Below are 20,318 nucleotides of genomic sequence, written 5' to 3' on the forward strand. Positions count from 1 at the left end.
GACAATGGACAATGCACTAGAGTTTCTACTTGAACAGGCAAAAGAGCGCGAAAATCAAGCCGTTTTGGCGCTTAGTCAAGCACGCAAAGAGCTTGAAGGCTATTACCAGCAACTAGAGCAAATCGAAAAGTACCGTTTAGACTATTGTAAACAATTGGTCGAGCGTGGACAGCAAGGCTTAACGGCTAGCCAATACAGCCATTTGAATCGATTTTTGACCACCTTGGATGAAACACTCGCCAAACAAAAGCAAGCAGAAGAGCACTTTAAAGGTCAGGTGGAAGGGTGCGAGCAGCATTGGCTTGAAAGCCGTAAGCAGAGACGCTCTTACGAATGGTTGATTGAAAAGAAACAGAAAGAAAAAGCCCACCTAGAAAATGCACGTGAGCAAAAGCAAATGGACGAGTTTGCGACGCTGCAATTTTCTCGTCGTTTACCGAACTAACATCACCTTTATAAACAAGCAATGTGGCTCACTTCTTGCAGAGTAAGTGAATAACTTGGCGATCTTGCCACCCTAACAGAGCGTTACGTTCAGCCGCAGGTGTTTGACTATGAATATAAACCTATCAACAGTGACTGAGAGCCCAAAGGCGACCAAAGCTGCCGTTGTTGACGGCAGTACCGAAGTCAGTGAGGAATCGAGCTCAGAGGGCTTCTTCTCTAAGTTGGCTGCATTGATCAAAGGTGAATCAGCGACTGACGAGAAATCCGTCAAAGCCGACGCAACAAAAGAAGCAGAGGTTTCCGAAGAACCTGCGGCAGTGAAAGGCGCTGGAGATACTACGAGCGCGGATAAAATCAAAAATAGCTCGGCAGATGAACTGCTTAGCGACGATGCCTCAAGCGATAATGCGCAGCATACCGATTCGAAATCGGTCAAAGAGTCGGATGTTACCCACACTGAGCGCGCTAAGACTGACCAAGAATCGAGCTCTGTGAGTCAAGAACAATCGCAACCAAAATTGTCTGCGTCGAGCAACACCACTGAGGCTGACGAGAAACAGCCTGTTCAAGCGCGCGACCTAGAAACAAAACCCGCTCCAAGTGATGCCGAAAAAATAGTCGCGGATAATCAAGAAATCCTTAAACGCCTAGATCAGTCTAACAGTGCCTTGCAATCGAACAACGGCAAGGCTTTGCCTCAGGAAGAGAGTCAAACTCAAGTGACAGCGGCAGCGACCCACGCAGAAAAAGTGAGCCGTTCCAAGCCTTCCGAAGTTGCCTCCCTCCAAGCTGAGGCACAAATCGTAGATGAGAAAGCAAAGGGCGCCGAATCATTGCAGTCGCAACCTAAGTTGCAAGCTAGTGCTGGCAAAATCACAGAGCAGCCTGATCCAAGTGTTAAGATGACTGCTTCGGAATTGGCTTCCGCACAACCGTCGAATGAACCTGATGCCGCTATCCCCGCAGCGATAAAACCGTTTGTCGAACAGCAAGTTTCTGATGAGCAAGTTGCGCAGCAAGGTCCCAATGCACTCAATCCAGATAACGTAAGGGAACAGCGCATTACCGCTACTGTTCAAACAGGTGCTACAGACGCTGAAGTGCTCGAAAATGTTGAGGTGCAGCTAAACGGCGGTGAAGTAAAACCTCTGAATGTAGACGCGAATCAGCGTGATACAGCAACGGAGAAGGACGCGGTTGGAATGCAGCACGGGGCTCAGAGTGTCGCTGTCGATGAGCTGCCAGAGGGACAGACGCCAGAAAGTGAAACTGCGGTCTCACCCGAATTAGTCGCGGCATCAGCCACTCCGGTAATGATGGAAAAAGCCAAACCTCAGGAAGTGCCCGTAGAGAGTGGAAACTCGCCTAAATTGAACGCTCAATCTGCTGCCGTCACCCCGAACGTTGTTGAATCGGCCACATTAAGCGCTGAAACACCGGTGGCGGCATCCGTAGCGGCTGCAACAGCCATCCCGTGGGCCGTCAGTAGTGATGAAGTTATTGTGGATGAGGACGCAGTCCTGAAACATAAACAACCGCAAGTTCAGCAGGCGGCGGTGGCTCAATCTGTTCATCAAGCTCTTAGTCAGTCACAAGCAACACAAATGGCAAACGCAGCGCAGCTGAATGCGGCGTCGACCATGCCAGCGGCAAGTGCTGAAGCGTTGGCAGGACAACTGCAAACCGTGGTGAATTCGCCAGTAAACGTAGCGGCTTCTCCAGTTGTGACTGAGCAAGCCATGCTAAAAGCTGCGATGGGCGCGAAAGCGACAGGTACAATGCTTAATAATGGTAAAGGTGCGCCTGGTGAACAAGGCGGCACAGAATCAGGATTCTCGCAACAATTGGCGCAAGCAGCAGGTGTTCAACAGGCGAACTCCCCAACGGGACAACTTCGCGCTGATCAAACTGCTCAAGTCCCGCTACAATTGAATCGTGAGATTGCCAGTGATCAAGTGGCGGAGCGCGTTCAGATGATGATGTCTAAGAACCTCAAAAACATCGATATACGCCTTGACCCGCCGGAACTGGGGCGCATGCAGATTCGTATGAACATGAATGGTGATGGTGCGACCGTCCATTTTACCGTTGCGAACCAGCAGGCTCGTGATGCGCTAGAACAATCGATGCCTCGCCTTCGTGAAATGCTTGCTCAGCAGGGGGTTCAATTAGGCGATACCTCCGTTCAGCAACAAGCAAGTGGACAGCAGCAAAACCGCTATGCTGCGAACGGGCAGGGGCAAGGTGGTCAACCAAGCAGCAATCAGGCAGGGTTGGGCGAAGAAAACCTTGAACCAGACATCAATCTTGATTTGAATGTCGCAGCAAAGCGTGATGGAATTAGTTATTACGCTTAAACTATAAAATACCAACATAAAGAGAACGTTAAGTTATGGCAGTTGAAGAAGTCGAAACGGAAGCGCCCAAAGGAAAAGGTAAACTGATCATCATTATTGTTGCAGTCATCGTTCTTTTACTCGGTGGCGGTGGTGCGGCGTTTTTCTTGATGGGGTCAGATGAAGAAGCGGCAGCTGAAGAATCCGTTGAGCAAGAAGTGGTGGTGTCTACTGAGCCGGTTGCTTATGTCAATATCGCTCAACCCTTCATATTTAACGTGACCGGCGATAAACGAGACCGCTTGGTGCAGATTAAAGTCCAGTTGATGGTACGCGGATCTGAAAACGAAAACTTGGCGCGTTATCATTCGCCATTGGTTGAAAGCTCATTGCTGAGCACCTTCGCATCGGCAACGGTAGAGCAACTGCGCAGTGCTAATGGTCGTGTTGAACTACGAGAAAAAGCCACTGAAGACATCAAAGCCAGCTTAACTCGAGCCGTTGGGCAACCCGTAATTGAGCGTGTTTTATTTACCGACTTTGTCATCCAATAGGTGAGCTGTGACAGATCTATTAAGCCAAGACGAAATTGATGCGCTACTTCACGGTGTTGATGACGTTGATGAGGTAGAAGAAGAGTCGGTTGCTGGCGACACCAGCGCTGTTGATTTCGACTTTTCATCTCAAGACCGCATTGTTCGTGGTCGAATGCCAACACTGGAGCTTATCAACGAGCGCTTCGCTCGACACATGCGCATTAGCTTATTTAACATGCTAAGAAAGACCGCTGAAGTGTCGATCAACGGCGTGCAGATGATGAAGTTTGGTGAGTACCAAAACACCCTGTATGTACCGACCAGTCTTAACATGGTGCGCTTTAGACCTTTGAAAGGGACAGCGTTGATCACCATGGAAGCTCGCCTAGTGTTTATTTTGGTGGAGAACTTCTTTGGTGGAGATGGACGCTTTCACGCGCGAATCGAAGGCCGTGAATTTACTCCAACCGAACGTCGCATCGTCCAACTGCTGCTCAAAATCGTTTTTGAAGATTACAAAGAAGCGTGGTCACCGGTGATGGGGGTCGAGTTTGAGTATTTGGATTCAGAAGTGAACCCAAGTATGGCGAACATTGTTAGCCCAACAGAGGTTATTGTCGTTAGCTCATTCCATATTGAAGTGGATGGTGGCGGTGGTGATTTCCACGTAGTTATGCCTTACTCCATGGTGGAGCCAATCCGTGAACTGCTCGATGCGGGTGTCCAATCCGATAAGATGGAAACCGACGTTCGTTGGAGTACAGCTTTGCGTGAAGAGATCATGGATGTGCCTGTTAACTTCCGAGTGAACTTACTCGAGCAAGATATTTCGCTGCGTGACCTGATGGAGTTGAGACCTGGCGATATCATCCCAATCGCGATGCCAGAGCACGCAACTATGTTTGTTGAAGAGCTGCCAACGTACCGAGTAAAAATGGGGCGCTCAGGTGATAAATTAGCGGTACAAGTGTCAGAAAAAATCAAACGACCGGATGTGGTCAAAACTGACATTGCCTTCCTTGGTAAAGATGTCATCTCTGAATTAGAAGATGATGACGGTGAAATCGAAGATTAAAAGAATTGTAGGTAATAGGTATGGAACCAAGTGACGACCAAAAACTGGCTGACGAATGGGCGGCAGCCTTAGGTGAAGATCCAAGCGCACCAGAAATCGATGTTGATGAGGTGATGTCGGCTCAACTTGATGAGCTTGAAGATACCTCAAGCCCGATCTCTGACGACGAGCGCCGCAAGCTCGATACGATTCTCGACATTCCAGTCACGATCTCGATGGAAGTTGGGCGTTCACAAATCAGCATTCGTAACTTGTTGCAGCTAAACCAAGGCTCTGTAGTAGAGCTAGAGCGTTTAGCGGGCGAATCTCTGGATGTGTTGGTTAACGGCACCTTGATCGCTCATGGCGAAGTGGTGGTGGTGAACGATAAGTTTGGTATCCGTCTCACTGATGTGATCAGCCAGACCGAGCGTATTAAGAAGCTAAGGTAAACTATGGCTTATTTGGTGAAAGGGTTAGGGCTCGGGTCTCTGGTTTTCTTTTCCTCATCCGCACTGGCTGCGACACCAAGTAGCCAGCTCGATTGGGCGACCACGTTTGGGTCGCTCTTATTCGTTATTGTCTTCATTCTATTTCTCGCATGGCTTTTAAAAAGAATGCGCATTCCTGCTTTGGTTAATCAACAAGGTTTGAGTGTGGTAAGGCAAATCCCTGTTGGGACTCGAGAGCGAATCATGATTGTTCAAGCGGGTGAAGAGCAATTTCTGGTTGGTGTCACCGCGCAATCCATTCAATTGATTTCCAAGTTGGATAAACCCATTTCTCAGGAGGAGCTGAACAAACCGGCGTTCGCGGCTAGTCCATTCGCCAGTCAACTCAGTCAGCTATTGAAAAAGCATGATAAAAACTAGCTCCATACTTGCCTTTGTCTTGACGCTTTTTGTCCAGCTATTTTCCGTTTCTTCGTTTGCACAAGAAGAGATCGACACGCCAATCCCTGCCAATGCGGCGGCGTCAGAGTCGGTCACAGTGAGCGCCATGACGCAAGAACAAGGCGCGGCACGAACCCTCACGACGGGCAGCTTTACGGGCGGGGGAGGCGGAGTTCCTGCCTTCACCATGACAACCAATGCCGATGGCAGCGAAGATTACTCAGTTAACCTACAAATCTTAGCTTTAATGACAATGCTGGGCTTTTTGCCTGCCATGGTCATTTTGATGACGTCGTTCACTCGCATTGTCGTTGTTATGTCGATATTGCGTCAGGCGATGGGTTTGCAGCAAACACCATCGAATCAGGTGATCATCGGTATCGCGATTTTCTTGACCTTTTTTATCATGTCACCGGTTTTGAACAAAATTAACGATGTTGCTGTGCAGCCCTACATCAACGAGCAAATCACCGCTCGCGAGGCGTTTGATTTGGCCCAAGCGCCAATGAAAGACTTCATGCTTAAGCAGACGCGCGTAAAAGATCTGGAGACGTTTGTGAATATTTCTGGGTCGACGGCAACGGCCCCCGAAGATGTCTCAATGGCGGTGTTGATCCCAGCATTTATCACCTCTGAGCTAAAAACCGCGTTCCAGATTGGCTTTATGCTTTTCTTGCCGTTTTTGATTATCGATTTGGTGGTCGCTTCTGTTTTGATGGCGATGGGTATGATGATGCTCTCGCCGATGATTGTATCTTTACCATTTAAGCTCATGTTGTTCGTCTTGGTTGATGGCTGGAACTTGATACTCTCCACCTTGGCCGGCAGTTTCGCCTTGTAGCGGGAGATAACAATGACGCCTGAGATATTTGTTGAGCTGTTTCGTGATGCACTTTGGATGGTACTCATCATGGTGTGTGCCATCATTATTCCCAGCTTGCTGATTGGTTTGGTGGTTGCCATCTTCCAAGCGGCGACCTCGATCAACGAACAAACCTTGAGTTTTCTGCCGCGTTTGATCGTGACCTTATTAGCTTTGATGCTTTTTGCTCACTGGATGACGCAGATGATGATGGAATTTTTCTTCGGCATCATCGAGCGACTTCCTCAGGTGCTGTACTAGGCTATGGAATTCCCAGCAAGCGTCGTATTGGATTGGCTCGCCAACTACTTTTGGCCCTACACCCGCATATCGGCGATGCTTATGGTGATGTCAGTCACTGGCGCACGTTTTGTTCCAACCCGAGTTCGTTTGTACTTGGGGCTTGCCCTGACTTTTGCTGTGATGCCAGTGATCCCTGCTGTACCCGAAGAGATTGAACTGCTCTCATTTGAAGGCTTTTTGACCTTGCTAGAGCAAATTGTCATTGGCGTGGCCATGGGGACAGTCACCCAATTTATGATTCAAACCTTTGTTATCTTGGGTCAAATACTGGGTATGCAGTCGAGTTTGGGTTTTGCGTCAATGGTGGACCCTGCCAATGGACAGAATACCCCGTTGCTTGGTCAGCTATTTATGTTTCTCGCCACAATGTTTTTCTTAGCGACCGATGGGCACTTAAAGATGATCATGTTGGTGGTGATGAGTTTTCAATCGCTACCTATCGGCGCCGGCTCCTTGACGACCGTTGATTTTCGAGAGCTTGCCTCATGGCTTGGTATCATGTTTAAAGTGTCGCTGAGTATGTCTCTCTCCGGCATTATTGCTTTGTTGACCATTAACCTATCGTTCGGTGTGATGACGCGTGCTGCGCCTCAGTTAAATATTTTCTCGTTGGGTTTTGCGTTTGCATTGATGGTCGGTTTGCTGCTGTGTTGGTACATCCTTGGCGGATTGTACAGCCACTATGAGCTATTCTGGTTACAAGGTGAGCAGCAAATATGTCGCTTTATCCGTTTGAATTGTTAACTGCTGGGAGATTAAATGGCAGAGTCTGACGGTCAAGAACGTACCGAAGACGCCACGCCCAGACGCTTGCAACAGGCTCGAGAAAAAGGGCAGGTTGCAAGGTCAAAAGAGCTGGCGTCCGTATCTGTGTTGGTAGTGGGTGCCGTCGCGCTGATGTGGTTTGGCGACTCGTTAGCGCGTGGGTTATATACTGTTATGGAACGCCTTTTCTCGCTCTCAAGAGAAGAGATATTCGATCATGTAAAGCTGTTCGATATTGCGCTCGGCTCGTTGACCAGTCTTATCTTGCCTCTGATTCTTATCCTTGTGACGCTATTTGTTGCTGCTGTCGCAGGTGCTGCGGGGGTGGGGGGCATCAGCTTTTCCGTTGAAGCGGCCATGCCAAAACTGTCCAAAATGAATCCATTGAGCGGCTTAAAACGTATGGTTGGGATTCAAAGTTGGGTCGAGCTGATCAAATCGATACTAAAAGTAGCCTTGGTATCGGGCATGGCGTTTTACCTTATCAATGCTGCCAAGGAAGATTTGTTTCAGCTGAGTATGGATGTCTTCCCGCAGAATATTTTCCACGCGCTCGATATTTTGCTCAACTTTGTTTTATTGATTAGCTGTTCTTTGCTGATCGTGGTGGCGATAGATATTCCATTCCAGATTTGGCAACACGCCAACCAACTGAAAATGACCAAGCAAGAGGTCAAAGACGAGTACAAAGAGACAGAAGGTAAGCCGGAAGTTAAAGGTCGTATTCGGATGTTGCAGCGTGAAGCTGCCCAACGCCGAATGATGGCAGAAGTGCCGCAAGCGGACGTAATTGTCACCAACCCAGAGCACTTTTCTGTTGCACTTCGTTATAAGCAAAATACCGATCGCGCTCCGATTGTCGTGGCGAAAGGTACTGACCATATGGCGCTGAAAATCCGCGAAATTGCCCGCGAGCACGACATTTACGTTATTCCTGCGCCGCCATTAGCGCGTGCGCTTTATCACTCTACAGAGCTCGAGCAAGAGATTCCTGATGGACTTTTTACGGCAGTAGCACAAGTGCTGGCTTATGTATTCCAGCTTAAGCAGTACCGCAAGCGTGGTGGTCAGAGACCTAATCTTAAAACGTCTGAACTACCAATTCCGCCTGATTTGAGGAAGTAGGCGCTATCTATCTTATTCGATAGTGTGACGCGCACTTAGATAAGATTGTGCGACTATCAACTAAAAAGGCTGACGAATGATGCGTCAGCCTTTTTACGTTATCTCTCTTCTCATTACTTCTCTGGAATCGAGAGAAGCACTAATAGCGCACCATCGCCACCAAACTCGAGTGGTGCTTGGTGAAAGGCCATCACATCGGGATGCTGAGCCAGCCATAGCGGCGCTTTCTGCTTCAAAATATGCTTACCAATACCGTGTTGTACACAGGCACACGAAATTTCGTTTTTCACACAATAGGCGATCATGGAGCCGAGTTCGCGCTTGGCTTCAAGTTGCGTCATGCCATGCATATCCAAAAAGACATCCGGCACATAGACGCCTCGGCGAAGGCGCTTGACCTCGTAGGTCGACACGTCATCACGTGCGTAGCGGGTTGGGCCATCCTCGCTAAGCAGCGGCACAAATTCATCTGAAAAGTAGAACTCAGAATCACTGGCTTCACGGCTGGTTCGGACGATTTCTTTTTGCTTAGTATTTCTTTTTGGTTGCTGGACTATGGTATCCTGTGACAACTTTTTTACGCCTTGTACTGCATCCCTAAAAAGGGCGAAATCATCGTCGATATCGGTCTCTTTTTTACTCATGGGTCATTTATACGTATTTAAAAATGCGATTGGCAGTATTGTAGCGCTTTTCGGAGGCAATTTTGGATAAGATTTTTGTAGAAGAAGCGGTATCGGAACTTCACACGCTTCAAGATATGATTCGTTGGACAGTGAGTCGTTTCAACGCCGCTAACCTTTTTTATGGTCACGGTACTGATAACGCATGGGATGAAGCGGTTCAGCTTGTCCTGCCAACACTGTACCTGCCAATTGATGTGCCTCCGCATGTTCTTCATTCTCGCTTAACGAGCAGCGAGCGTCTGCGCGTTGTTGAACGAGTGGTGAAACGTATCAATGAACGTACACCAACAGCTTACCTGACTAACCGAGCATGGTTCTGTGGTTTGGAGTTCTTTGTTGATGAGCGCGTACTTGTGCCTCGCTCGCCAATTGGTGAGCTAATCCAAGCTGAGTTCCAACCTTGGTTGATTGAAGAACCGGCTCGTATTATGGACTTGTGTACAGGTAGCGGTTGTATCGCGATTGCTTGTGCGCACGCCTTCCCAGATGCAGAAGTGGATGCGATTGACATTTCAACCGACGCCTTGCAAGTTGCTGAGCAAAACATCCAAGACCACGGCATGGAGCAACAAGTTTTCCCTATCCGTTCTGATCTGTTCCGTGATCTACCAAAAGAGCAGTACAACCTGATTGTTTCGAATCCTCCTTACGTGGATGAAGAAGACATGAACAGCCTGCCAGAAGAGTTTACCCATGAGCCAGAACTGGGTTTGGCTGCCGGTACAGACGGTTTGAAATTGGTACGCCGCATTCTTGCAAACGCGCCAGACTACCTAACTGAAAACGGTATTCTTATCTGTGAGGTTGGTAACTCAATGATCCACATGATGGAGCAATACCCGCATATTCCATTTACTTGGTTAGAGTTTGAAAATGGTGGTCACGGCGTGTTTATGCTAACGCGTGAGCAAATGTTAGAGCACGCAGCCGAGTTTTCTATCTACAAAGACTAACGCGACGCTTAGACAAACATATCAACGCCAAGCCGAATGTATCGTTCGGCTTGGCGTTTTTTTATGCGTGGCAAAAGCAAAATAGTTGCCGTTTGGGGGTTTACATCAATCGGTAATAAAGACACTATGAAATTATGAAAAATTAAAGTGTAAAGCTCTGTGTACAGAGTGAAACCAGTTTGAGGAAGTAATGGCAGGAAACAGTATCGGACAACATTTCCGCGTAACCACATTCGGGGAAAGTCACGGTATCGCACTAGGATGTATCGTCGACGGATGCCCTCCAGGTCTGGAAATTAGCGAAGCAGATATTCAGATTGACTTGGACCGTCGTCGTCCGGGTACTTCTCGTTATACCACCCAACGCCGCGAACCTGATGAGGTGAAAATTCTTTCAGGTGTATTTGAAGGCCAAACCACAGGCACTTCAATTGGCTTGTTGATTGAAAATACCGATCAACGTTCTAAAGATTATTCAGAAATCAAAGATAAGTTCCGCCCAGGTCATGCGGATTACACTTACCATCAAAAATATGGGGTGCGTGATTACCGCGGCGGCGGTCGCTCTTCTGCACGTGAAACCGCCATGCGTGTTGCAGCAGGCTCGATTGCTAAAAAGTACCTTAAGAAAGAGTTTGGTGTAGAGATTCGTGCTTATTTGTCGCAAATGGGTGATGTGTCGATTGATAAAGTCGACTGGGATGAAATCGAAAACAACGCTTTCTTCTGTCCAGATGCAGATAAAGTGGACGCATTCGACCAACTAATTCGTGACCTTAAAAAGCAGGGCGACTCCATTGGGGCGAAACTACAAGTGGTTGCTACCAATGTACCTGTAGGCTTGGGTGAACCAGTATTTGACCGCTTGGATGCCGATATTGCGCACGCGTTAATGAGTATCAACGCGGTGAAAGGCGTTGAAATTGGAGATGGCTTTGATGTTGTCAGCCAAAAAGGCAGTGAACACCGCGACATTCTTACTCCGGATGGATTTGGTAGTAACCATGCGGGTGGTATCTTAGGCGGCATTTCAACAGGCCAAGATATTGTTGCTAACATTGCACTTAAGCCAACTTCGAGCATCACTGTGCCGGGTGAGACCATCACTAAGCAAGGTGAGTCAACGGAGCTGATTACTAAAGGGCGTCATGACCCATGTGTGGGTATTCGTGCAGTGCCGATTGCGGAAGCGATGCTAGCGATTGTGGTACTGGATCATTTACTGCGCCATCGTGGTCAAAACCATGGCGTGACGACAGAAACACCACAAATCTAGTTATAGATAGTGTTTAGATAAGGTAGCCCCGACAGTCATGTCGGGGCTATTTTTTATGCGGTCAAAACGTCGTGGAAATCGATCTTTTTACCCGTTTCTCTATCCATGAGTAGCACACGTGTTTCTTCTTCAATAGCGGCGTTGATCGCTAGCGGCGCAAGGTCAGCAAGCTCGAATGTGCAGTTGGTTTCAAGAAGTCGAGGCTGTCCATTCTGGAGAACAGTGATAGTACGTAGCTCTGGGCTAACAAAGGCGAAGCGAGGCTGTGTTTGAGTCATGGTGATCTCTAATTTATATTTTTGTAAATTTCAGCACGTTATTCGACCAACCACAAAACTTTGTTCGTAAGCATAAGTAATTAATTTGCTTACGTGTGCTTACGTCTCATGTGCGACATACCACACACGCCCCCTCTCCAAAAAAAGCCAAAAGCCGATAGGAGATCAACTTTTGGCTACGCGGAGGATTACGATTTAGACGCTATCCAGTTGTTGATACTTTCTTCTACCACTTCCATCGGTTGTTGACCGTAACGAAGTAACTGATCATGGAACTCAGCATAATCGAACTTGTTACCTAGTTGCGATTGCGCTTTGTCGAGCATCTCCTTAATCACCAAATAGCCAGATTTATAGGAAACGGCTTGTCCCACATGAGCGGCGTAGCGATAGCTTTCCGATTCAATATCACCATCTCCGAGGGCAGAATTCGCCCGCATATAGTCGCGAGCTTGTTGAATACTCCAACCTTTGGCGTGAATGCCTGTGTCGACGGCTAGGCGCATATTTCTCAATTGGGCTTCGTTGAGGCTACCAAAGTACTGTAAGGCATTGCACTCTTGCTCATTGGTATAGATGCCACCTTGGAATTGACTGTAGTCCAAGTTTGGCAAACACATGCCGTTACCATTGGTGAAGTTAGGCACGCCGTTGTCGTTCAGCTTTCCGTAGATACCCATTTCTAATCCTAGCCACTCGGTGTAAAGCGCCCAACCCTCGCCATAGGCGGTGTACCAAATGTCATCCATATAGCTTGGGATATTTGCTGGTGGATACTCGCTTGCATAGGCGTGCTGGAAGTGATGACCTGGCGCTGCCTCATGGAGCAGAAGGGTTGAAACGTTCCATTTTTGTAAACTGTAGTCTGGGTTGGTATTGAGGGTGAACACATTGTTGTCGTAGGACGCGACGCCATCGTAGCGCTCGCCGCCAGCTGGGGTTGGTTCAATCGTGTAGTCTGTCTTGATGGGTTTAAAATATTGCGCAACCACGTCGTTTGCGTTGTTTTTGAACGCATAGTAATCGAGCAGTGCGCTTTCACAAGCTGATTGATCCGAAGCCGCCTTACAGGTTGTTTCATGAGGTGTTCCAGAGATAAGTGCGCCATCTCGACCATAGAAAAATTGCTCACTGTTCAAGTAAGCAAAAAATTCTGGCAGGTCAATTTCTCCCGTATTGGTGACAAGATGGAATGTACGAATTGTCACCGCTTGCGTGTCTGGATCTCTAAATGCCGCTTTTACTGTGGAGCCGCGTTTGTCGACGACCAATCGCGCGACTCGGATCATCTCAGCCTTTGCCTCGGCGACCAGTTTTTCGCCTAACGAGTAGAGCTCCTGAGCCGGCTTCCCTGTGGTACTGTTTCTATCCAAGTGCCACTGATACCAAGCTTGCCCATTGGGTAAATCACCCCAACCGATATGTTGATCGCTCAGTGTGCCTTCTCCACGTGCCGTTTGCAGGTAGTCGGTACTTAGATAGTTGAGCAAGTCGTCGCTCGCTTTGATGGCACTATCTACAGCAGACTGATACTCCTCAACAAAACTTGGTTCATATCCTGATTGCGTTTTCAAATCGTTCAAGCCGACTTTCAATATCGCCCAATCATCAGCCGCTATGGTAGCAAGGCTATTTTGATAGAGTCTTTCCACCAGTACTTTGGGTAGTTGGATCTGCTCCAACTGACCAAGTTGGTATTGACTATGTAGGTTGCGCACCCAGGACGTGTATTCATTGAGTTTGGTTAACTGAGCAAAATAGCTTTGGTGATTTTCAGCATCATTTGCAATCGCTGCGCCGGCGTCTTCAGCGTTCCACTGCATATAGTTGTAGAAATGGGTCAGGGGTACATCAGGGTTGCCAAATCTGGCATTGGCAAAGGTCGCTCCTCGAATAGCGATTTCCCGATCGAAGCGGAAGGTATCGAAGTAGACCTTTTCCTCATCGGTCAGCTGTGTGCGATCAATTTGCATCAGTTGGTCAAGGTAGCTTCTATCCAGCGTCTGACGTGTCAACGCCATTTGATCATTCACGAGACCATATTCTGTCGCGTCGAGTTGAGCGCTTTGTGCCGAATAGTTATCGATAAGTTGATTTAACTGCAAAGAAGCTGAAGGGGTAGGTGCAGTCGAACAGCCTGAGAGTACAAAGGTGATGAGAGCCGAACATGCAGTAACAGATAAGTGCTTTTTCATCGTTGAGTCCTTATTTGGATTAGTGGTCAGCGCTGTGGTGAACGGTATGTCGATTGTCGTTATTAGGAGGTGACACACGATGGGCACCAAAGCTCATGATTACTCCCTGTCTGTTTAGATTATCGAACCCATCCGCAAAAAATTGTGTATTGGTTCACAGTCGATCTAGCCGAATTTTTAGTCCATTTACGTTGGTTTTATGCATGATGAATGGATATCCGATATCGGTGTGAATCGTTACCAAGTGTCTTTTTCTGAGTGCAGATTCAAGCGCAAGAACTGCATATATTTCAATAATGTCCTGAAGCTTGTGATGGCATTTTGTTCAATAGTGCCAAAGCGTTCACATAAATGGCAGTTTGATTATTGATTGGTGGATATTTATGTGGTGAATGATTTTGGGACGTTATTAGGGACAAATCCCTGTTGAATGTGAGCGTTCTCTCTCATATGTGTGCAATTGAATGTTACAGGGATGTTTTTAGGAGATTTAAATCACATTTGAGGTGTGGTTAAGTTAATAATATTCACGCTGTTTATTAACAACATAATGAATAATGCAAATGAAAAAGACCCTACTATCCAGCGCGATCTTTTTATCGCTCTCTTTTCCCGCGTTAGCCGCAGACGGCGATATTCACCAAGTCACGATCCTTGGTACCTCTGATTTACATGGTCATTTCATGCCGTGGGATTACGCTGCGGACAAACTGAACATGCGTGGCAGCTTGAGCCAGATAGCAACCAAGGTGAAAGAGATTCGAACAGAGCAACCAAACACCATTCTTGTTGACGCAGGTGACACCATTCAAGGCAACTTTGTCGAGACATTCAAAGATGAACCTGTTGACCCAATGATGCTTGGTTTCAACGAAATGAAATACGATGTTTGGGTATTAGGCAACCACGAGTTTGATTTTGGCTTGGGCGTGTTAAATCGTTCACTAAAGCAGTTTAAAGGCCAGTCGCTAGGTGGAAACATCAAACGTCCAGACGGCAATCCATTTCTTCCAGGTTACACAGTGATTGAGCGCGGAGGCATCAAAATTGGTGTGATAGGGATGGATACGCCGATGACACAAGTGTTTGCAGAAGGGACGAATCGTCTCGAAGGCGTAACGTTTACCAATCCGACGCTAGAAGTGAAAAAAGTCATTGAGCAAATTGATGACAAGGTTGATGCCATCGTACTTGTCGCACATATGGGCGTAGACAATGAAAACGATATTGCCAATACCGGCGTGACTGATATTGCTAATGCCAACCCAGAGCTTGATGCCATCGTCGCAGGTCACATGCATACTCGCATTGATAAGGCAGTGGTCAATGGTGTGATTATCACAGAGCCAGATAAATATGGTCGAGCGCTCTCTCGTGTCGATTTGCAATTTGAGGAGCGAGATGGCCAGTTCACTCTCGTCAACAAAGACAGCTTTACCTATAAAATCAAAGGTATCGACTCCGACGAGGAAATGGAGGCGTTGTATCAGCCATATCATAAGCGTTTAAGAGAGATGGCTAACAGAGAGGTTGCTGAGTTAACGGGCGTTGACTTGGTTCCTGAAAATGAAATCCGCGGTATCCCTCAGGTACATATTCAAGATACAGGTATCAGTGCTCTGTTCCAAGAAGCGAGCTTCCATTACGCGCCAAAGGCGAATGTGATTGCTCTGCAAATTGATAACGACAACGCCGAGCTTGATGTCGGTCCTATCAAAGCGAAAGATATTGCTTACAACTACCAGTATGCGGGCGGCGAAATTACGGTTTACCAAATGACGGGTAAAGAACTGAAAACGTATATGGAGTGGTCTGCGGGTTACTTTAACTCTGTGAAACCGGGAGATGTGACTTACAGCTTTGATCCAGAGCGACGAGCGTCTAAATACTCGACCAATGACTTTTTTGCCGGTGTGACGTACAAGATTGACTTGACCAAGCCAAAAGGAGAGCGCATTACCGACCTTAAATTTTCTGATGGCTCAGCCGTTACTGACAAGAGTGATGTGCGCATTGGTATGAATAGCTATCGTATGGGCCACCTGACCAAAAAAGGCGGTGTACTTGAAGGGCGTTCGTTCCCTGTGTTGTTTGATACAGAGGCGGAATATGGTGAAGAGCAGGGCACCATTCGCAACCTGACGATTCGCTACTTAACAGAGCAAAAGCAAGGTACCTATGAAGGTAAGCCACAACAGCGCTGGCAACTTGTCGGGTTGGATGATAGCTACAATGAACAACGCGAGATCGTTAAGACGCTGATTAATAGCGGCGAAATTTCTGTGCCAAGCAGTGAAGATGGTCGATACACCAACATAGCTTCTATCAACGTGAAAGATTGGTTGTTTACTTCGGCGAAAGAGCAACAAAATGCGTTGGCTCTTCGCGAAGCTCAGTTGGTTGATGCGTCTGAGGGGGAAAAACACAAGCTTGAGCGAGAGATAGCCTTGATTAAAGCGTTAAACTAATAGCGAAAAGGCTTGGGATTCCCAAGCCTTTTTTAATCAATGAATCGAGCTCTCAGCTTCCAATTGGAAGGAAGGGAGACGCCATTTGAATCGCACCGCCGCCATACGCAGCACGTAGCCAACGACCAAGGTGGATATGGTGGCTGTGACATCATTGATGCCAAACTCGAGCAGAGCAAGGTACAGCCCAGAGGCAACGAGGGCGACAGACGCATAGAGCTCTTCATGTAGGACTAACGGGGTTTGACGACAAATCAGGTCGCGAAGAAGACCACCAAAAACGCCAGTCACAAGAGCGGAAACCATACAAATCATCGCATGATGTCCCATGCCCATCGCAATCTTAGTGCCGATGATACTAAAGACGATTAAACCCAGCGCATCTAGGCGGATGAACAAACCTTTCAGTTTAATCACCCATTTCGCCAAGCCAGTGGTAAGCACGCCCGCAATGCAGGTGATCGCCAAAAATTCAGGATTCTTCACCCAACCTAGCGGGTAGTGACCCAGCAAAATATCACGCACAGTACCGCCACCAATCGCGGTCGCACTGGCTACCAACATAACCCCAAACCAGTCCATTTTTCTGCGACCGGCGCTCAAAGCCCCAGTCATCGCTTCTGCTGTGATACCAATGATATATAAAACGCTGAGTAACATTGTTGTTGCCTTAAATCGTGCAGATTTATGCTTCTGCCATCATATAAATTAAGGCGTGAGTGTAGTGGGAAATGTGATCGGTGACGAATGAGTTTTTGTGACCGCGAAAACGTTTATCCGATAACTTTTTCTAATGCCAGTATCATTTGTGTGGGGATTTGCATTGAAGACAGAACATGCGACAATGCTCGCGCTGTAAATATCACCGAATATCAAGCTATGACCCACGAGTATCAAGACTTAATCACCATTTTTAACCGTACATTTTTGGCTGAGTACAACACCCAATTAGAACTGGGTGGTGACGAACCCATTTACCTGCCTGCCGATGAGTCTCATCCCCATCATCGGATTATTTTTGCTCGTGGTTTTTACGCCTCTGCTTTGCATGAAATTGCGCACTGGTGTGTCGCAGGTCCTGAGCGTCGGTTACTGGAAGATTTTGGTTATTGGTATGAGCCTGATGGACGTACCGAGCAAGTCCAAGCTGAGTTTGAAAAAGTAGAGGTTCGTCCGCAAGCCTATGAGTGGATACTCGCAATGAGTGCTGGGTTTCCATTTAGCGTCAGTTGTGACAACTTAAATGGCGACTTTGAGCCAGACCGAATTGGATTTATGACCAAAGTGCATGCTGAAGTGGAAAAGATTTTCGACCAAGGCATACCTCTACGAGTCAAAATGCTATCGGATGCAATGAGAGACTTTTATCAAATACCACCGTTAACCATTGATCAATTTGTTGTTCAGTAAATTCAAAGAAAGAAGCCGCTTGGAGCGGCTTCTTTGTGTATCCTCTTTGTGGATATAGGCGAGTAAGTGTAAGCTTATTGGATGTACCAAACCGTCTTCGCTTGACCATCATGCTGATGTTGATAGTAACGGACTGGTACCCCTTGCTCCATAACGGAAACAACCGCCACCAATGAGTCACAATGATTCGCAACCCGAAGATCAAACTGCCCACTGCCTTGTTTCAAGCTGGCTTTGATTAAACACTGGTCATAGTCAATGTTTGCTTTACCCGCGCTGTTGTCACAAATCGCAATGTAGGCTTGTTTGCCATCAAGGTCGGCGAGGTCGACATCCACTGACAAGTGGTACACAGACTCAAGCGTGTTTTCTTTGTCTATTTTAAGATCTTGCAGTGTAGGGGTTGCTGCGCCAGAACTTCCAGCGCTTGGCGAGGAAGAACCGCCACCACCGCCACCACCACAGGCAGTCAGACTTAATGAGAAGCAGGTGACTAGGTAAAGTTTCGTTAACGTGTTCATCGGCTTCTCCTTAGTCTTGATAAATTTTGTTGAGGTTTGAGTTGGCGTACCAGGTCGGAGACGTACCGCCTGAGCTGTCTTGTGCGAAGCCAGCAAATTGAGAATAGGCTTCAAGAATGTTGACTCTTTCCAGCGGGTGCTTCCAACTGATAGGGATCTCGATTGCCCAAGGTAGACCGTTAGCGTCGTGATAGTGAGTGTTTCCCGATGACGCATCTACGCCTTTGGACTTGTACGCTGGGTTGAACTTACTGGTCGGTGCTTTATTCTTAAGGTGAATCTCGAGTCCACGGCCAGGATAGCCGCCAGACACTTCCAGACCAACATCGCCGTAGTAATGACCTGGCGCAGCAAAGATGAATGGGTCATAAGGGAACGCAGGCATCACATCTGTGCTGATGGCATTTTTCATCGACAGCGTGAGCTGCCAAGTGGGTCGGTAGCTGGTTCCACAGTTTGTTTGAGTTCGGAACATGGTACAGTTTTCGGCTTCGCCAGCTTCTGTTATGTCCCACAGGTCTTCGTGAATGATAAAGACGGCATCTGTTGTGCCTTCTTCCAGCACTGCGCCTTCTGCTTCAACGTTGTTGACCGTCAACACAACTGAGTCTTGTTTAATGTCGCTGCGAGCAACGTTAGGTAAGCGGATCGCGAAACCTGAACGGTTGTCCCCACCCAATGCGGCGATTTGACCTTCAATCTTAAGTCGAATCACCTGATCGTTTAACTGATACTCTGTGAACTTGACGTTCATCAGGACGTCGTTCATGTCATAGTCTCCGACAAGTGGGTACTGATCTTCATAAGCGAAGGTGACGTGAGATGCGCCCGTTGGGTAGCTTTCCGTTACCACTCCACTTTCGGTAATGTCTATCTGGTAATCTTCGACCTCACCAGCTGGCACGCCGCCAGATGGACCGATCCCCGATGTGTTGGACAGTCTAAATCTTGCCCAAGTTTGCCCTACATTTGCCCATGTCGGGACTGAGAAAAAGACATCACTGGTACCGTCACTGACACTGAGATCGCTAATGATGCGTTCGCTACTTTCAAAGCTGCCATCTCGATCGAAGTCTATCCACGCATTAAGGACAGAATCACTGCTTGCACCATTAACGGTGGCGATGATTTTACTGGTTTGTCCGACCTGAACTGGGACGGGAAACTGGATACCATCGTCGTCATTGCTGCCATCTGATTCATCATCGCTGAGTGGATATGGGCTGCCATCTGACTCACCATCCACTAATGCGCCGAGTTTAAGATCCGATAGACCGTGTCTTGCCCCAAGCTGAGCGTAAGAGGTTTGATAGCTATCCGGGGCATCGCCGAAATCGGTGTAAATGCTCGGTTCTACAGGAGCGAGAGCACAACGCGCACCATCGTTCGAATTACTTGATGGTCCGTAAGCGAAAAAGGCGGCGCTTGAAGCATTGCCATTGATGTCTATCCGAAATACGTAACCGTTGCTGTTGTTGCTTCCGTAAAGATTGCCATCGACATCAAAATAGATCGCGCCAAACGTCAATTTGTATCCCAGTTCGACTTTGTCTAACACTTGATTGAGTCGTGTTGATGTGCCGCTGTTCACATCAATTTCCCACAAATATCCGTTCGCATCGATGGAGTAGGCGAGGCCGTTATCGGGATGAAAGGCGAGATCATAAATGGCTAGATTACCAAATTGGCTTGAGTTGGCGACGAGCGTCATTACTTGCGTGACTAGATCAACTTTATAGAGTCCATAGTTCGGGCGATAGCCATACCAAGCGTTTTCATCCAAAGCCACATCCCCCACGTAAATTGAGGCAGGAACGCCTGTTGGTTTGCTGATAGATAGCGGGTATTTGACAAAGTTCGCGTCAATTTTGGTCAGAGATTGTGATCCGTAATCCCAACCGTAGATAAAGTCATCATGCTGGCTGTACCCTACCGCGTTAATTTTGTCTGCTCCCAACGAAGAGTCGAGCACAACGTAGCTGCCCAAATCGATATTCACGCCATAGGCGACAGGCGCACTTGATGGACTTTGAATAAGAAATGCTTCTGATGGGCAATCCGTAAAAGGCGTTTCTGCGTTGGTGTACGTGGTGAAACCTTGCGCGGTTAAGAATAGCGTTAACCCTTGGAGGATCTGATTTAATTTCATTGTACTTCCTCGGTCTGGTGTGTGGTTATCACTGAAATTGCACAGAGCGTGCCATAGTCTC

The 20,318-nt window shown here is 47.6% G+C and carries 20 protein-coding genes; 14 read left to right on the forward strand and 6 right to left on the reverse strand.

Going from position 1 to position 20,318, the window contains the following annotated elements:
- Positions 1–4: 4 nt before the first annotated feature.
- From fliJ to flhB, 10 genes are all read left to right on the forward strand, one after another.
- Positions 5–445: a flagellar export protein FliJ gene (gene fliJ, locus OH458_RS05175; protein WP_269977503.1), complete on the forward strand. Its 441-nt coding sequence runs from the start codon at positions 5–7 to the stop codon at positions 443–445.
- Positions 446–554: 109 nt separating this feature from the next.
- Positions 555–2,804 (forward strand): flagellar hook-length control protein FliK, encoded by a 2,250-nt coding sequence (locus OH458_RS05180; RefSeq protein WP_269977504.1) that lies wholly within the window; start codon positions 555–557, stop codon positions 2,802–2,804.
- A gap of 35 nt (positions 2,805–2,839) precedes the next feature.
- A complete protein-coding gene (gene fliL, locus OH458_RS05185) occupies positions 2,840–3,337 on the forward strand; it encodes a flagellar basal body-associated protein FliL (RefSeq protein ID WP_269977505.1) in 498 nt (165 codons plus the stop codon).
- Between the two features lie 7 nt (positions 3,338–3,344).
- The gene (gene fliM, locus OH458_RS05190; protein WP_269977506.1) at positions 3,345–4,394 is read left to right on the forward strand and encodes a flagellar motor switch protein FliM; all 1,050 of its coding nucleotides are present in this window, start codon (positions 3,345–3,347) and stop codon (positions 4,392–4,394) included.
- Between the two features lie 20 nt (positions 4,395–4,414).
- Positions 4,415–4,825 carry a flagellar motor switch protein FliN gene (fliN, locus tag OH458_RS05195; protein ID WP_005471831.1) on the forward strand — a complete coding sequence of 137 codons (411 nt, stop codon included), beginning with the start codon at positions 4,415–4,417 and terminating at the stop codon, positions 4,823–4,825.
- A gap of 3 nt (positions 4,826–4,828) precedes the next feature.
- Positions 4,829–5,245, forward strand: a complete 417-nt coding sequence (gene fliO / locus OH458_RS05200; protein WP_269977507.1) for a flagellar biosynthetic protein FliO — start codon at positions 4,829–4,831, stop codon at positions 5,243–5,245.
- Positions 5,232–6,107, forward strand: coding sequence for a flagellar type III secretion system pore protein FliP (gene fliP, locus OH458_RS05205; protein WP_038140250.1), 876 nt, complete (start codon positions 5,232–5,234; stop codon positions 6,105–6,107). The genes fliO and fliP overlap by 14 nt, the downstream gene beginning before the upstream one ends.
- Positions 6,108–6,119: 12 nt before the next feature.
- Positions 6,120–6,389 (forward strand): flagellar biosynthesis protein FliQ, encoded by a 270-nt coding sequence (gene fliQ, locus OH458_RS05210; RefSeq protein WP_005471695.1) that lies wholly within the window; start codon positions 6,120–6,122, stop codon positions 6,387–6,389.
- A gap of 3 nt (positions 6,390–6,392) precedes the next feature.
- Positions 6,393–7,175, forward strand: a complete 783-nt coding sequence (gene fliR, locus OH458_RS05215) for a flagellar biosynthetic protein FliR (protein ID WP_038140252.1) — start codon at positions 6,393–6,395, stop codon at positions 7,173–7,175.
- 15 nt (positions 7,176–7,190) lie between these two features.
- Positions 7,191–8,321, forward strand: coding sequence for a flagellar biosynthesis protein FlhB (gene flhB / locus OH458_RS05220; protein ID WP_005471693.1), 1,131 nt, complete (start codon positions 7,191–7,193; stop codon positions 8,319–8,321).
- Positions 8,322–8,434: 113 nt separating this feature from the next.
- Here the strand turns inward: flhB and smrB are convergent, their stop codons facing one another.
- Positions 8,435–8,965 (reverse strand): endonuclease SmrB, encoded by a 531-nt coding sequence (gene smrB / locus OH458_RS05225; RefSeq protein WP_005471744.1) that lies wholly within the window; start codon positions 8,963–8,965, stop codon positions 8,435–8,437.
- Positions 8,966–9,027: 62 nt separating this feature from the next.
- Between smrB and prmB the strand changes: the two genes are divergently transcribed.
- Entirely contained in the window at positions 9,028–9,960 is a 933-nt protein-coding gene (gene prmB / locus OH458_RS05230) for a 50S ribosomal protein L3 N(5)-glutamine methyltransferase (RefSeq protein WP_269977508.1), read from the forward strand.
- 190 nt (positions 9,961–10,150) lie between these two features.
- Positions 10,151–11,236: a chorismate synthase gene (aroC, locus tag OH458_RS05235; RefSeq protein WP_269977509.1), complete on the forward strand. Its 1,086-nt coding sequence runs from the start codon at positions 10,151–10,153 to the stop codon at positions 11,234–11,236.
- Positions 11,237–11,289: 53 nt separating this feature from the next.
- Here aroC and OH458_RS05240 read toward each other — a convergent pair whose 3' ends face one another.
- Positions 11,290–11,514: a hypothetical protein gene (locus OH458_RS05240; RefSeq protein ID WP_269977510.1), complete on the reverse strand. Its 225-nt coding sequence runs from the start codon at positions 11,512–11,514 to the stop codon at positions 11,290–11,292.
- Positions 11,515–11,702: 188 nt separating this feature from the next.
- Positions 11,703–13,709 carry a DUF885 domain-containing protein gene (locus OH458_RS05245; RefSeq protein ID WP_269977511.1) on the reverse strand — a complete coding sequence of 669 codons (2,007 nt, stop codon included), beginning with the start codon at positions 13,707–13,709 and terminating at the stop codon, positions 11,703–11,705.
- 563 nt (positions 13,710–14,272) lie between these two features.
- Here OH458_RS05245 and OH458_RS05250 point away from each other — a divergent pair.
- Entirely contained in the window at positions 14,273–16,177 is a 1,905-nt protein-coding gene (locus OH458_RS05250) for a bifunctional metallophosphatase/5'-nucleotidase (RefSeq protein WP_269977512.1), read from the forward strand.
- A 36-nt stretch (positions 16,178–16,213) separates the two neighbouring features.
- Here the strand turns inward: OH458_RS05250 and OH458_RS05255 are convergent, their stop codons facing one another.
- Positions 16,214–16,837, reverse strand: coding sequence for a trimeric intracellular cation channel family protein (locus OH458_RS05255; protein ID WP_005471875.1), 624 nt, complete (start codon positions 16,835–16,837; stop codon positions 16,214–16,216).
- A gap of 219 nt (positions 16,838–17,056) precedes the next feature.
- Between OH458_RS05255 and OH458_RS05260 the strand changes: the two genes are divergently transcribed.
- Entirely contained in the window at positions 17,057–17,587 is a 531-nt protein-coding gene (locus OH458_RS05260; RefSeq protein ID WP_269977835.1) for an elongation factor P hydroxylase, read from the forward strand.
- A gap of 74 nt (positions 17,588–17,661) precedes the next feature.
- Here OH458_RS05260 and OH458_RS05265 read toward each other — a convergent pair whose 3' ends face one another.
- Both OH458_RS05265 and OH458_RS05270 read right to left on the reverse strand, forming a co-directional pair.
- A complete protein-coding gene (locus OH458_RS05265) occupies positions 17,662–18,108 on the reverse strand; it encodes a hypothetical protein (protein WP_269977513.1) in 447 nt (148 codons plus the stop codon).
- A 10-nt stretch (positions 18,109–18,118) separates the two neighbouring features.
- Positions 18,119–20,257, reverse strand: coding sequence for an LruC domain-containing protein (locus OH458_RS05270; RefSeq protein ID WP_269977514.1), 2,139 nt, complete (start codon positions 20,255–20,257; stop codon positions 18,119–18,121).
- Positions 20,258–20,318 lie beyond the last annotated feature (61 nt).

Source organism: Vibrio sp. MarTm2 (assembly GCF_027587055.1).
Lineage (GTDB): Bacteria > Pseudomonadota > Gammaproteobacteria > Enterobacterales > Vibrionaceae > Vibrio > Vibrio sinaloensis_D.

Coding starts and splice junctions, on each gene's coding strand:
- fliO (WP_269977507.1), top strand. CDS start 4,829: ATGGCTTATTTGGTGAAAGGGTTAGGGCTCGGGTCTCTGGTTTTCTTT.
- fliN (WP_005471831.1), top strand. CDS start 4,415: ATGGAACCAAGTGACGACCAAAAACTGGCTGACGAATGGGCGGCAGCC.
- flhB (WP_005471693.1), top strand. CDS start 7,191: ATGGCAGAGTCTGACGGTCAAGAACGTACCGAAGACGCCACGCCCAGA.
- aroC (WP_269977509.1), top strand. CDS start 10,151: ATGGCAGGAAACAGTATCGGACAACATTTCCGCGTAACCACATTCGGG.
- OH458_RS05240 (WP_269977510.1), bottom strand. CDS start 11,514: ATGACTCAAACACAGCCTCGCTTCGCCTTTGTTAGCCCAGAGCTACGT.
- OH458_RS05245 (WP_269977511.1), bottom strand. CDS start 13,709: ATGAAAAAGCACTTATCTGTTACTGCATGTTCGGCTCTCATCACCTTT.
- OH458_RS05180 (WP_269977504.1), top strand. CDS start 555: ATGAATATAAACCTATCAACAGTGACTGAGAGCCCAAAGGCGACCAAA.
- smrB (WP_005471744.1), bottom strand. CDS start 8,965: ATGAGTAAAAAAGAGACCGATATCGACGATGATTTCGCCCTTTTTAGG.
- fliP (WP_038140250.1), top strand. CDS start 5,232: ATGATAAAAACTAGCTCCATACTTGCCTTTGTCTTGACGCTTTTTGTC.
- OH458_RS05270 (WP_269977514.1), bottom strand. CDS start 20,257: ATGAAATTAAATCAGATCCTCCAAGGGTTAACGCTATTCTTAACCGCG.
- OH458_RS05260 (WP_269977835.1), top strand. CDS start 17,057: ATGACCCACGAGTATCAAGACTTAATCACCATTTTTAACCGTACATTT.
- fliQ (WP_005471695.1), top strand. CDS start 6,120: ATGACGCCTGAGATATTTGTTGAGCTGTTTCGTGATGCACTTTGGATG.
- OH458_RS05250 (WP_269977512.1), top strand. CDS start 14,273: ATGAAAAAGACCCTACTATCCAGCGCGATCTTTTTATCGCTCTCTTTT.
- fliR (WP_038140252.1), top strand. CDS start 6,393: ATGGAATTCCCAGCAAGCGTCGTATTGGATTGGCTCGCCAACTACTTT.
- fliJ (WP_269977503.1), top strand. CDS start 5: ATGGACAATGCACTAGAGTTTCTACTTGAACAGGCAAAAGAGCGCGAA.
- fliL (WP_269977505.1), top strand. CDS start 2,840: ATGGCAGTTGAAGAAGTCGAAACGGAAGCGCCCAAAGGAAAAGGTAAA.
- OH458_RS05265 (WP_269977513.1), bottom strand. CDS start 18,108: ATGAACACGTTAACGAAACTTTACCTAGTCACCTGCTTCTCATTAAGT.
- OH458_RS05255 (WP_005471875.1), bottom strand. CDS start 16,837: ATGTTACTCAGCGTTTTATATATCATTGGTATCACAGCAGAAGCGATG.